We start from the raw sequence: 12772 nt of genomic DNA on the forward strand, positions 1-12772 counted from the left end.
CACCAACTCACAGTGGGCTAACCTACCGCTTGTCACAGGAGTCACGGCGCGAGCCGGTGCTGGCGATGTGCCCGCCTTGCAGCGACAAACGGCGCCCGGGGCAGGTGAGCACGCAACCGATGGTTCACTTGCGACTCGGTAAGCTTCGTCCGCCACTTTGAGTCAGCGCGGAAGCGGCTGATCAGCATGCCCGACTGCGAGCGACAGCCGCCCGGTTGGGGCGGTTCGATCCGCTCAAACGCTGCACACGGGCCGGACAATCGATCCGCTGTCGCTGATAGCCGGGCACGGCCAAATCAACCCATTTGCGTGACACACGTGGCGGGTTAAAACAGCAGTGGCATAAGTGAACAAGTCATCAGCCGCGCACCGTGCAGCAGGCCGGTTTGTCGCTACGAGGCGGGCACATCGCCAGCACCGGCTCGCGCCGTGACTCCTGTGACAAGCGGTAGGTTAGCCCACTGTGAGTTGGTGGATCACCCAGGTCGAGCGGACGCTGACCGAAGAGGTGGCGGCGACGCCGGAGCAAGTCCGCGACTTCTATGTGGATCTGAACAACATCAGGACAGTGCACCCGCTGGTCGTTGCGGTACGCACCACACTGCATCGTGAAACCAATGACGGCTACGAGCAGATCTACCGGATAACCGACCGAATCCCGCTGGGGCGGTTGAATCTACGAGTCAGCTACTGGGCACGACTTCAAGTTCCCCGCCACGGCGACGTGATCACCCAAGCGCGGCAATTCCCGCAGGTTCGCCTGGACGGCCGGGTGTCCTTCGAGTCGACGGCTATCGGCACCCGCATCATCGAACGCCTCCACATCGCGGTTCCCCGTCCGCTGGCCGCCATCACCACGCGTGAAGCAGTCACGGCGCACATCGCGATGTTGGCGGGCATCCGCGACCACTTTCAGTCAATAGCCTGAAACGCCAACCGCAACTCGCGCTTCAGCACCTTGCCGTAACTGTTCTTCGGCAACTGTTCGACAATCACATAGCGTTTCGGACGTTTGAAGCGTGCGATGCGCTGCAACAGGTGCGCGTCGAGTTCGTCGGTACCCGCCGAGCCGACGACGAATGCGACCACAATCTCGCCCCACTCCGGGTCCGGCGCGCCGACGACGCAGGCCTCCGACACGGCCGGGTGCTCCAGAAGCGCCTCTTCCACCTCACGCGGATAGACGTTGCTGCCGCCACTGACCACGACATCCTTCGAGCGGTCACGCAGCGTCAGACAGCCCCGCTCATCGAAGGAACCCAAGTCACCGGTATGTAGCCAGCCGTTCTGCAGTGTGTCGCGAGTGGCCGCCGCGTCGTTCCAGTAGCCGACCATGACAACGTCGCCGCGGCAGACGATTTCACCGATCTCGCCGGTATCCGCCGGTGTGCCGTCGTCGCGCAGCACCGCGACATCCATGCCCGATCGCGGATAGCCGACCGAACCCAATACCGCATCGTCGGCGTTGGCGTAGTCAGCGCGGCGCAGGCCCGTGATGGTCATCGGGGACTCACCCTGGCCGTAGATCTGCGTGAAGATCGGCCCGAACGACGCCATCGCCTTCTTGATGCCGTCCACGTACATCGGGCCTCCGCCATAGATGACCGTCCGCAGCTGACTCGGACGTGGGCGGCCCGTGCCAGTCAACCGCTGCACCATGGTGGGCGCGAGAAACGCGCTGCAACCCGGATGGCGGTCACAGAGATCCAGGAACTCGTCGGGGTCGAAGCCGCCGCTTGCCGGCACTACTTGGCGGGCTCCGCGCAGAACGTAAGCCGGAATGTAAAGCCCAGAGCCATGTGACATCGGCGCTGCATGCACCAAACTGCAATCCTGGTCGGGGTTGTCGATGTCGGCCAGGTGGGCCAGGGTCATCGCGGTCAGGCTGCGATGAGTGAGCATCGCGCCCTTCGCCCGGCCGGTGGTGCCGCTGGTATAGAACAGCCAGGCCAACGTCGACGGGTCCGTGCACGGCGGTGCCACTGGCGGCGCCGCCAATCGATCTGAGTAACCTTGGGAGCCAATCGTTTCGATTCCAACATCCCTGCTCGGCGCCAGTTGGGCTGCGATAGTCGCCGACGCAAAGACCTGGCAGGCACCGCCGTCGTCGAGAATCTGCGCCATCTCTCTGGGGTGAAGCTTGTAGTTGATCGGGACGGCGACGCACTCGGCCGCCCAGATCGCGAATAGCAGTTCGACGATCTCCGGACGGTTCTCGCTGGCAATCGCAATCCTGGTGCCGGACGGGCAGTGTTCCCGCAGCGAACCCGCCAGCCGCAACGCGTGTTGGCGCAGTTCTCGCCAGCTGCAGACGCATTGTTCGCCGTGGTAGACCGCTCCGCGATCCGAAAAGCGCAGCGCGGCTTGGTCCAGCAGCGCGAACAGGTTCACCGAGCCGTCCACTGCGAGGTTAGTGCGACGTCCGACAGGTACTTGGTGGACGACCAGCCGCCGTCGACCACGATCGTCTGGCCGTTGATGAAACTGCCGCCGGGGGAGCACAGGAATGCGACAGCATTGGCGACGTCATCGACGGTGCCCAGCCGCTGATGCGGCGTCATCTCGAGGTTCATTCGGCGGAATCGCTCGTCCTGCAGTCGCTGTTCGGTCATCGGCGTCTGGATCACTCCGGGCGCCACGGCGTTGCACCGAATTCCCTGGGCCCCGTACTGGCAGGCGATGTGGGTGGTCAGCGCGGTGAGCCCACCTTTCGCTGCCGAGTACGGGCCGCCGCGAAGTCCGCCGACGACCGCGAACGTCGAGGTGATGTTGATGATGGCCGAGCCGGGTTGCATATGCGGCAGGACGTCGCGGGCTAATCGGAACGGTGCACGCAGCATTACGTTCAGGAAGTAGTCCAGTGTCGCGTCGTCGGTTTCGTGCAGCGGCGTGGGGCTGCCGACCCCGGCATTGTTGACCAGAAAGTCAATGTGCCCCCATCGGCCGACGGCGCTATCCACGATGCGGCGCGGTGCGGTGTCGTCGGTGAGGTCGACGGCAACGGTGGCGATCTGGTCCGGATTCCCGACGGCGGCGGCTAATTCCGCGAGCTTGTCGAGGCTTCGTCCCGTCGCCAGCACGGCCATACCCATTTCGGCGAGTTTGGTCGCACAGCCAAACCCGATACCGCCGGTCGCCCCGGTTACGATCGCCACCCGCATGTCACTGCTCCGTATTCATCAGCGCCGCCTTGATCTGATGCTTCAACACCTTGCCCGCGTCGTTTCGGGGTAACTGCGCCCAGATGACCACTTGCTCAGGCGCTTTGAACCTCGCCAGCCCGTGTTCTTGCAGGAAGTCGCGAAGCGCGGCGACGTCGGGTGCGGGCGCATCGGAGGGCACGATGACAGCGCAGGCGCGCTCACCGGTGCGATCGTCGGGTAGTCCCACGACGGCGACCTGGGCGATGCCGGGATGGGCGATCAGGACGTCCTCAATCTCCTTGGGGGCAATGTTTTCACCGTTGCGGATGATGATGTCCTTGGCGCGACCCGTCACCACCAGGTAGTCGTCGTCGACCCAGTGCCCGAGGTCTCCGGTGCGGAAGTAACCGTCGGCATCGAACGCCTCGGTCTCGTCTTCGGCATGCAGATAACCGATCAGCATTTGCGGCCCGCGTGCCCGGATCTCGCCCTCGCGGAGCGTGATCTCGGCGAAGCCGGCGCGGCCGTCGGTAACCGCGGCGTGTTGAGCGTCGAGCGGCGAGCCGACCGTGGCCACGGGGACCTCGGTTGAGCCGTACACCCGGGTGACGACCGCCCGCTCGAAATAGGCTGCGGCGTCTTTGATCAGCGGTGGCGACACCGATGCGCCACCGCAGACGAACAGTCTCAGATCCGGCAGACGCGTACCAGCGCGCTGTGCGGACCCGAGGATCTGCTCCAGAAACGGTGTGGCGCCGGCAATGTGGGTACAGCGCTCGGCCCGCATCAGCTGCACCGCGGCATCGGCGTCCCAGCGATCCATCAGTACCGCTGTGGTGCCCAGTATCAGCGGACATTCGAAGGCATAAATCGAGCCGCCGATGTGCGCGATCGGCGACGGCACCAAAAACGTGTCCCCAGAATGAACCTGCCAGTAGTCGCGGATCTGGCAGATCAACGCGTGCAGCGAGTTATGACTGTGCAGCACGCCTTTCGGACGACCCGCTGTGCCGGAGGTGTAAAGGACCATGCGTACGGCGTCCGGATTCAGGGCCGGCAACTCCGCCGGCGGAGTCTGATGGTCCAGCAACCACTCGAACCGGGTGTGAGCACCGTCGTTAGGCTCACGTACGGCGACCACTTCTGGGGGAGTACCCAATCGGTCGCTCACCCGGTTCAGCATCGACAGATAATCGTGGCGCGCGAACTCACCCGGCACGAAGACCATCCGGCTGCCGCAGTCCTCAAGGATGAAGTGCAACTCACGATCCCGCAGCGACGGCAGGATGGGGTTCACCACCATTCCGGCCATCGTCGCGGCCAGGTAGATGACCGTGGCCTCGTGCCAGTTGGGCAGCATGAACGACACCACGCTGCCGACCGGCATCCGCGCCAGCATGGCCTGCGCCAGCGCCGTCGATTGGATGTGAAGCGTCTGGCAGTCCAACCGAGTTGCACCGTCGATCACCGCAATTCGGTGCGGTGTGCGCTGTGCGGCCTCAGCCAGCGAATCAGCCAGTGTGCCGGAAATCCACCACCCGCGGGCATACGCGTCGGCGGCCCGTGCGTCGTCGCGGCGGATCGTTCGACCAGCGATCAATTCTGTGTTCACCAGACGAATCACCTTAGCCCCGGACACGCCGCATCGTCATCGAGTGACGAAAGCGCGCTGCGGGGTGGGTGTTGATGGTGACCTGGGCGACCTCGCCGTCGGAGGTGGTGTAGGTGCGGTGCACTTCGAGCCCTGGTGTTCCCGCGACGACGCTGAGCTCGTCCGCCAATGCCGGTGCGATGAGCACCGCGGCGATCTCTTGGCGAACCTCGACGATGCTCAAGCCGAAGAGATCTTCGATCAGCGGGAAGATCGGACCGGTATGGCGTTGCAAGAGTCTGCCCACTGCGGCGAACGCCCGGTTGATGTAGTACTCGGTCCGGCACACCGGAGATTCGGCGCCCTCCATCTGACGGAAGCCGTACACCGCCAGCCATTCTTCGCCGCCGACCAGCCCGGTGCGGCTTGCCAACTCGGCGTCGATCACCACCATCTTGGTCGAATCGATGGCGAATTGCGCACCCCTCGCAAACGCCAGCAGGTCGTTGATCGACACCACGTCTTGCATGTAGGAGTCGGAGGACGGCCGAGGGACGACGAGCGTGCCGGCTCGCGGCCGGGAGGCGACGAGGTTGTCGTCCCGCAGTCGTCTCAGGGCTTCGCGGATGGTGTACCGGCTGACCGAAAACCGTTCGCAGAGTTGGTGTTCGGTGGGAAGTTGCGATCCGACCGGATAGACCCCGTCGACGATCTCTTTGCGCAGGGCCCGCGCGACCTGCAGATAACGGTGGTCGGTTGGTTGTGCGTCAGCCATGGTGGCCCACTTGGCGCAGGGCGAGCACGCTGCCGTCGCCGTCGGCCGATAGATAGAGCGTGCCATCGGGTCCGGCGGCGATGCCGGCGAACGGACCCTGCGGGCCGGAGAACGGGGGCATGCCGCGCAGCGGTTTGGGCACCACGCCCGCGGGAGCACCGACCGGCAAGTCAGCGGCGATCGTGCGACGGCTGCGGTCCGCCAGATCGAACGCGATCAGCGCCTTGGCGCCGGCGTCGACGACATATAACTGCCGGTCGCGCACCAGGACGCCCTGAGGGCGCTGCAGGCCGTCCAGCACGGTTTCGGCGCGGGAGCCGTCGAGCCTGACCACTCGCCCGGCACCCGCTTCCGAGACGAGGTAACCGCCGTCGGGTGCGATCGCCACACCTATCGGGTCGTGCAGGCCGGAGCCGAGCATGCCGATCTGACTGTCGCGGATCGACAACACCCGTCCCGTCCCGAGTTCGGCGACGACAACGTCGTCGCCGGGGCCGACCGCCACGCCGTAGAGCTGATCGAATCCGTCGGCCAGCACTGCGGTTTCGCTGTCGGCCGGCCGATACCGCGCGACCTGTCCACCGGAGGTGGTGACCACGAACTCGCCCGGTCCGGTCGCCGTCACACCGCGCAGGAATCCGGGGTAGCCGGGAGTGAACAACATGCCGACGGTCCGCAGGGCGCCGTCACGCCCCAGCACATAGAAATACGTGCCGTCGGCAATGTAGAGCTCACCGTCAGCACCGACGGTCAGATCCAACGGCCAATTCAGCCCACCGGGCAACACGGTCTGCGTCTGGCCGCCGTCGAGGATTTCGGTGATCTCGCCGGTGAAGTTCGAAACGAACAGCCGGTCGCCCACGAACGTCAAATTGTCCAGGCCGGGGTTGAGCGTGGCCAGCACCGTGGAATCGCCGGTGCGCGGATCGATTCGCAGCACCTGGCCGCTGTGCACCTGAGTCGAGACGATCTGGCCCTGGCTGTCGAACTTGACCGCGTCCGGGACACCGAGACCCCCGGCGACGCGCTCGGGCTCCCCGCCGTCGGGGTCGATCCGCCAGATCTCGTTGGCGCCCATCACCGGGAAATACAGCAAGCCGTCCGGGCCCACCTCCATGGCATTGGGCGACGGCACATTCTCCAGCAGCACGCGTGGCGCACCGCCGTTGAGATCGAGTTCCAGCAACCGTCCCCCCTCGCGGCATTCGCCGATGAACAACCGGCCCTGATGGAACGTGATGCCGTTGGCCGAGGGGACGTCGTCGCGCAACACCCGGGCGCGGCCGTCGGCGCTGCGGGCGCTGACCCGCCCATCCATGACCTCGGTGGCGTAGAGATTGCCGCTTGGGTCGAAGGCCACGTCGTCGGGAGCAATGATGTCTCCGCCTTTGGCGCTGACGGTGTCCAGCTGCCCGGTCCCAATGTCGAGGGCGCTGATCTGGCTGCCGGTCACCTGAGCGATGTAGACCCGGCCGTCGGGGCCGGTGCGCAGGCCGTTGGCGCCGAACAGCCGACTCGGCGACGTGAGCCGGTCCAGCGTCCAGCCTTCGGCGAGGCCGGGCGCGGCCCCGACGGGATAGCGGCCGTCGTGCAGGGTCATCGGCGATGTTCTCCCGGTAGTCGGTGGCTGGAAGGCTAGCAACCGTCATTAGTCCATACAAGGGGCCGATTCGCTGAGAGTGGGCGCCGGTCGTGTTCGACCGCGGCGGGATTCGACCATCACCGACTGGGGACAAAACCGCATCCTTGACCCTGCAGCACCACTGATGAATCATGTTCTGCGTAACTTAGAATCGGATTCTCAGCGGTTAGCGGGAGAAGGCATCTTGTCCAGACAATTACGGCTCCACATCTTGCGAACCGGAGCGGGCTGACCATGGCCGTGAAGGTGTACGAGCGGATTCTCGACCTGTTCGAGGCAGAGGGCATCACGACGCTCTTCGGCATCCCGGATCCGAATTTCGTCCACTTGTTTCATGCCGCAGAAGAGCGCGGCTGGGACGTCGTGGCGCCCCATCACGAGGAGTGCGCCGGGTTCATGGCCGACGCGGTGTCGCGGATGACCGGAAAGCCCGGCTTGTGCATCGGCACGCTGGGGCCGGGTCTGGCCAATCTGGCCGGATCAATGATGTGCGCGAAGGTCGAGAATTCGCCGGTCATTTTCCTGGGCGGTCAGCGGGCCCGCATCACCGAGCAGAGGGTGCGACGCGGCCGGATCCAGTTCGTCTCGCAGATCCCACTGCTGGCGCCGTCGGTGAAGTACGCGGCCAGCATCGAATACGCCGACCAGACTGATGAGATTGTCCGCGAGGCGCTGCGCAGCGCGCAGACGGGGACGCCCGGCCCGGCCTACATCGAATACCCGGCGCACGTCATCCTCGAAGAACTTGACGTGCCGGCGGCGGTGCCGCCGCATGCGTACCGCCTGGTCAATCAGGGCGCCAGCGCGCAGATGGTCGACAAGGCGGTGGAGCTGATCAGAAAAGCCGATCAGCCGATTCTGTTGGTCGGCCACGCCGTGCAATGTGCCCGGGCTGGAGAATCGGTGGAGGCGCTCGCCAAACTCGTGAATTGCCCGGTGATTCAGACGTCCGGCGGCACCGCGTTCATCAAGGGCATCGAGGATCGCACGTTCCCTTACGGCTTCTCACCGTCGGCCGTCGAGGCGGTGGTGCAATCCGATCTGTGCATCGCCATCGGCACCGAGCTCGGTGAGCCGGTGCACTACGGCAAGGGCCGGCATTGGGCCGCCAACGACGGCAACCGCAAATGGATCAGCGTCGAACTCGATCCTCAAGCCATCGGCGTGAACCGGCGCATCGACGTCCCGTTGGTCGGCGACTTGCGGGCGATCGTGCCGCAGCTTGTCGAGGCGCTCAAGGATTCACCACGCAGCGCCTCACCCGAGCTCGGCGACTGGGTAGCGCGAGATGCGTCGCGCATCGCAGAGCTTGGGAAAACTGCCCCGTCCGGAACACCGCTGCACACCGCGCGTTTCGTGGTCGAAGCGACGAAAGTCTTTCCCCATGACGGCATCCTGGTCCGTGACGGCGGCGCCACGGTCATCTTCCAGTGGACCTACTCGCAGGCCAAGCCGCACGACGTCATCTGGAACCAGAACTTCGGGCACATCGGGACCGGTCTGCCATATGCCGTCGGGGCGTCGGTTGCCGACGGTAAAAAGCGCCCGGTCATGCTGCTCACCAGCGACTCGTCGTTCATGTTCCATATCTCGGAGCTGGAAACCGCTGCGCGCCTGGGGCTGCCGCTGGTCTGCGTGGTGGGCGTGGACCATCAGTGGGGTCTGGAGGTGGGCGTGTACAAGCGCACGTTCGGTCAGGGATCGCTCGAGACCGGCGTGCACTGGAGCAAGGATGTGCGCTTCGACAAGATCGCCGAGGGTTTCGGCTGTCACGGCGAATACATCGAACGCGGCGAGGACATCGGGCCGGCGATCGAACGCGCTTACGCCAGCGGCAAAGTCGGCGTCATCCACGTGCCGATCGACCCTAAGGTCAATTCCGAGGAGATGCCCAGCTACGACGAATTCCGGACCTGGTACGCCGAAGGAACCCAGTGATGCGTGAATACCTCAAGTTCTACATCGACGGCGGCTGGGTCGAGCCGGCCGACCCGCGGACCGTCGACGTCGAAAACCCGGCAACCGAACAGGTTTGCGGACGGGTAGCGCTTGGCTTAAGCGCTGATGTCGACCGGGCAGTCGCGGCGGCGCGGCGGGCTTTCGCCAGTTGGTCGGTAACCAGCAGAGAGGAACGGCTCGACGTTCTGGTTCGGATTCTCACCGAATACCAGCGGCGCACCGACGATCTCGCCGCGGCGATCACCGAAGAGATGGGCGCGCCCGCCGCGCTCGCCGTCGGCCCTCAGGTCGGGTTGGGACTCGGGCACCTGAACACCGCGATCGACGTGCTGACGTCCTACACCTTCGAAGAGCGGCGCGGTGCGACGCTGATCGTCAAGGAGCCGATCGGGGTTTGTGGCCTGATCACGCCGTGGAACTGGCCGATGAACCAGGTTGCCGTCAAAGTCTTTCCAGCGCTGGCGACCGGTTGCACGACAGTGCTCAAACCCTCGGAGTTGGCGCCGTTCTCGGCCCAGATCTTCGCTGAGATCCTGCATGCCGCAGGCGTTCCCGCCGGCGTGTTCAACCTGGTGCAAGGCGACGGCCCGGGCGTGGGTGTGACACTTGCCAGCCATCCCGACGTCGACATGGTGTCGTTCACCGGCTCCACGCGGGCCGGCATCGAAATCGCCCGCAACGCTGCGCCCACCGTCAAACGCGTCACCCAGGAGCTCGGCGGGAAAGGGCCCAACATCGTTCTCGACGACGCCGCCTTCGCCGACCACGTCAGCGCCGGGGTCACCAGCATGATGGGTAACTCCGGACAAACCTGCAGCGCGCCGTCGCGCATGCTGGTGCCCAACACCAGGATGGCCGAGGCCATCGATATCGCCAGGGAAGCCGCGTCGAAGCTCACCGTTGGTGACCCCGCCGGGGATGCCGCGTTGGGCCCGGTAGTTTCCGGGGCTCAGTACGAGAAGATCCAGGCGCTCATCCAGAAAGGCATCGACGAGGGCGCCACGCTGGTCACCGGCGGCACCGGGCGTCCCGACGGGCTGGAAAAGGGCTATTACGTCAAGCCGACGGTTTTCGCCGAGGTCGGCAACGACATGACGATCGCCCGCGAGGAGATTTTCGGGCCGGTGCTGTCGATTCTGGGTTATGACAGCGTGGACCAGGCCGTCGAGATCGCCAACGACACCGAGTACGGCCTCGCCGGCTACGTGGCCGCCGACGACGTCGAGAAGGCGCGGGCCATCGCGCGCCGACTCAAGTCGGGATGGGTGGTGATCAACGACGGATTCGATTTCCACGCGGGTTTCGGCGGCTACAAACGCAGCGGCAACGGACGCGAATGGGGCCAGTTCGGCTTCGACGAATACCTGGAAACCAAGGCGATTCTCGGCTATGCGCCGGAAACCGCCGGCTGAAAGCACGCCATGGGCAATCTGCTGAATCTCGCCGGAGGCATCGTCGTGGTGTCGGGCGCCGGCGGTGGTGGGATCGGCACCACCGTGACAGCCATGGCCGCCGAGGCGGGCGCCACCGTGGTCGCGGTGAGCCGATCGAAGCAGAACCTCGACCAGCACATCACGCCACTGGCACAGCAAGGTCTTTCGGTCGTGCCGATGGCCGCTGACGCGTCGACCGACGAGGGCATTGCCGCAGTCATCGACCAGGTGGGCACCCTCCCGGGCGAGCTGTATGGGCTTGTCAACGTTGCCGGTGGCGCCGCACCGTCGACGTGGATGCCGTCGACTCGGGTAAGCCGATCCGATTGGCGAGAGTTGTTTGCCGCCAACCTCGAAACCACGTTCTTCATGAGCCAGGCGGTGGCCGCGGAGCTCAAGCAACACGGCAGGCCCGGTTCCATCGTCTCGATCGCCTCGATCAGCGGCATGAACACCGCGCCGTTCCATATTGCCTATGGCACAGCCAAGGCCGCGGTGACAGCGATGACGCGCACCATGGCGGTCGAACTGGCAGCCGACGGCATCCGGGTCAACGCGGTGGCGCCGGGAGTCACCGAGACGGCGGCATCACGCACCTACGTCGACGAGGATCCAGATCGTGATCGCCGCGCGATTGCGATGGGGCGGCGCGGTCGGCCCGAGGAGCAGGCCGGCGCGATCTTGTTTCTGCTGTCCGACCTATCGAGCTACATCACCGGGCAGACACTGCTCGTCGACGGCGGCCTGAGCCTGCGATGGGGCCATCTCGACGCGGATAACACCTCCCTGTTCCTCAAAGACGAAGCGTTCCGCGCAGCGATACAGCGTTGGGACGACGCATGATACAGGTTCGAGAAGTGAGGACGCAGTGACGACCAACGGCGAAGAGCTCTCCGCGCCCGTGACGATCGGCGTGGACGCCTACATCTCGGAACAGTACGCGCGGGCCGAGCGCGACAAGCTGTGGCGGAAAGTGTGGCTGCAAGTCGGCCGGGTCGAGGAGCTGCCCGAGGTGGGTAGTTACCTCACCTACGAGATCCTCGACGATTCGATTCTCGTGGTGCGCACCGGGACAAGCGAGTTCAAAGCCCACCACAACGTCTGCATGCACCGCGGACGTCGGCTGATCGACACCCCGCCGGGCGCGAAGAACGGCTGCGGGCGTGCGCGAAAGTCATTCGTCTGCGGATTCCACGGCTGGACTTACGACTTGGACGGCGCCTGCACCTACATCCGCGAGCAACCCGACTGGCAGAACGCGCTGACCGCTGACAACACCCATCTGGCCGGTGTACGGGTCGACACCTGGGGCGGCTGGCTGTGGATCAACATGGATCCCGAATGCGAGTCGCTGATGGATTACCTGCATCCGGCCGCCAAAATCCTCGACCCGTTCGGGTTGGAGAACATGCGCTACAAGTGGCGCAAATGGCTGCAGTTCGACTGCAACTGGAAGGTCGCGATGGAGGCCTTCAACGAGACCTATCACGTCGCGACAACCCATCCGGAGTTCAACAAGTTCGGCGAATTCAAAGGGTGGGCCAAAGCGCAGGGCAAGCACAGCAACATCGGCTACGACGCTCCCGACGAGCTCGAGGCGACCAAATCCAAAGTTCGACTCGGCACCGGAGCCGACCCTCGCGTGTCGACCGCCGAGATGCAGCTCTACACACTGCAAGAAACCAATGCCACCACCACGCAGACGCTGGTGGATGCCGCGCTGCGGCTGGTCGACGAGCTGCCGGCCGGGACCCCGCCCGATCAGGTCCTCGAGCACTGGTTGTCCTCGGCGCGCCGAGACGACGCCGCCCGCGGTGTGGTGTGGCCGACGATCCCGCCCGACATCCTGGGACAGAGCGGAACCGCATGGCAGATCTTCCCGAACTTCCAGATCGGCCAGGGTCTGACCAGCGCACTGTGCTACAGCGCCCGCCCCGACCCGAGCTATGACCCCAACAAGTGCATCTTCGAAGTCGCGGTGTTCGAACTGTTCCCGAAGGGCCAAGAGCCGCAGACCGAGTGGGTCTACACCCCAGTCGGCGACCCGAATTGGCTCAGTGTGCTACCGCAGGACTTCTCCAACATGGCCGCAGTGCAGCAGGGCATGAAATCCCTTGGCTTCCCGGGCACCAAACCCAACCCGTATCGCGAACGCAGCACGGTCAATCTGCACTACCAGCTGTCGAAGTACATGGGCACCGGCGAACCCCGCGAACTGTGAGAGGAAGA

General features: G+C 65.0%; 10 protein-coding genes. 5 read left to right on the forward strand and 5 right to left on the reverse strand.

Annotated features, from left to right (window positions below; all coding sequences use genetic code 11):
• Nucleotides 1-463: 463 nt before the first annotated feature.
• A complete protein-coding gene (locus tag A5707_RS12160) occupies nucleotides 464-928 on the forward strand; it encodes a polyketide cyclase / dehydrase and lipid transport (protein WP_065014720.1) in 465 nt (154 codons plus the stop codon).
• Here the strand turns inward: A5707_RS12160 and A5707_RS12165 are convergent.
• The 5 genes from A5707_RS12165 to A5707_RS12185 are packed head-to-tail and all read right to left on the reverse strand — an operon-like array spanning nucleotide 913 to nucleotide 7109.
• Nucleotides 913-2403, reverse strand: coding sequence for an AMP-binding protein (locus tag A5707_RS12165; RefSeq protein ID WP_065014721.1), 1491 nt, complete (start codon nucleotides 2401-2403; stop codon nucleotides 913-915). The two genes, A5707_RS12160 and A5707_RS12165, sit on opposite strands and share 16 nt — an antisense overlap.
• Nucleotides 2388-3161: an SDR family NAD(P)-dependent oxidoreductase gene (locus A5707_RS12170; protein ID WP_065014722.1), complete on the reverse strand. Its 774-nt coding sequence runs from the start codon at nucleotides 3159-3161 to the stop codon at nucleotides 2388-2390. Before A5707_RS12170 ends, A5707_RS12165 begins: the two co-directional genes overlap by 16 nt.
• Before the next feature lies 1 nt (nucleotide 3162).
• Nucleotides 3163-4725, reverse strand: coding sequence for an AMP-binding protein (locus tag A5707_RS12175; RefSeq protein ID WP_156657864.1), 1563 nt, complete (start codon nucleotides 4723-4725; stop codon nucleotides 3163-3165).
• A gap of 43 nt (nucleotides 4726-4768) precedes the next feature.
• Nucleotides 4769-5509, reverse strand: a complete 741-nt coding sequence (locus A5707_RS12180; RefSeq protein WP_065014723.1) for a GntR family transcriptional regulator — start codon at nucleotides 5507-5509, stop codon at nucleotides 4769-4771.
• The gene (locus A5707_RS12185; protein ID WP_065014724.1) at nucleotides 5502-7109 is read right to left on the reverse strand and encodes an SMP-30/gluconolactonase/LRE family protein; all 1608 of its coding nucleotides are present in this window, start codon (nucleotides 7107-7109) and stop codon (nucleotides 5502-5504) included. Before A5707_RS12185 ends, A5707_RS12180 begins: the two co-directional genes overlap by 8 nt.
• A gap of 276 nt (nucleotides 7110-7385) precedes the next feature.
• Here A5707_RS12185 and A5707_RS12190 point away from each other — a divergent pair, with 276 nt between their 5' ends.
• The 4 genes from A5707_RS12190 to A5707_RS12205 are packed head-to-tail and all read left to right on the forward strand — an operon-like array spanning nucleotide 7386 to nucleotide 12764.
• A complete protein-coding gene (locus A5707_RS12190; RefSeq protein ID WP_065014725.1) occupies nucleotides 7386-9089 on the forward strand; it encodes a thiamine pyrophosphate-binding protein in 1704 nt (567 codons plus the stop codon).
• Nucleotides 9089-10522, forward strand: a complete 1434-nt coding sequence (locus A5707_RS12195; protein ID WP_065014832.1) for an aldehyde dehydrogenase family protein — start codon at nucleotides 9089-9091, stop codon at nucleotides 10520-10522. Before A5707_RS12190 ends, A5707_RS12195 begins: the two co-directional genes overlap by 1 nt.
• Before the next feature lie 9 nt (nucleotides 10523-10531).
• Nucleotides 10532-11386, forward strand: coding sequence for an SDR family NAD(P)-dependent oxidoreductase (locus A5707_RS12200; RefSeq protein WP_065014726.1), 855 nt, complete (start codon nucleotides 10532-10534; stop codon nucleotides 11384-11386).
• A 25-nt stretch (nucleotides 11387-11411) separates the two neighbouring features.
• Nucleotides 11412-12764 carry an aromatic ring-hydroxylating oxygenase subunit alpha gene (locus tag A5707_RS12205; RefSeq protein ID WP_065014727.1) on the forward strand — a complete coding sequence of 451 codons (1353 nt, stop codon included), beginning with the start codon at nucleotides 11412-11414 and terminating at the stop codon, nucleotides 12762-12764.
• Nucleotides 12765-12772: the final 8 nt, after the last annotated feature.

This window comes from Mycobacterium kyorinense (assembly GCF_001672775.1).
Taxonomy (GTDB): Bacteria; Actinomycetota; Actinomycetes; order Mycobacteriales; family Mycobacteriaceae; genus Mycobacterium; species Mycobacterium kyorinense_A.

What these genes read in the sequence shown, in the direction of transcription:
- A5707_RS12170 (WP_065014722.1), bottom strand. Translation starts at nt 3,161, where the DNA reads ATGCGGGTGGCGATCGTAACCGGGGCGACCGGCGGTATCGGGTTTGGC.
- A5707_RS12180 (WP_065014723.1), bottom strand. Translation starts at nt 5,509, where the DNA reads ATGGCTGACGCACAACCAACCGACCACCGTTATCTGCAGGTCGCGCGG.
- A5707_RS12185 (WP_065014724.1), bottom strand. Translation starts at nt 7,109, where the DNA reads ATGACCCTGCACGACGGCCGCTATCCCGTCGGGGCCGCGCCCGGCCTC.
- A5707_RS12190 (WP_065014725.1), top strand. Translation starts at nt 7,386, where the DNA reads ATGGCCGTGAAGGTGTACGAGCGGATTCTCGACCTGTTCGAGGCAGAG.
- A5707_RS12195 (WP_065014832.1), top strand. Translation starts at nt 9,089, where the DNA reads ATGCGTGAATACCTCAAGTTCTACATCGACGGCGGCTGGGTCGAGCCG.
- A5707_RS12200 (WP_065014726.1), top strand. Translation starts at nt 10,532, where the DNA reads ATGGGCAATCTGCTGAATCTCGCCGGAGGCATCGTCGTGGTGTCGGGC.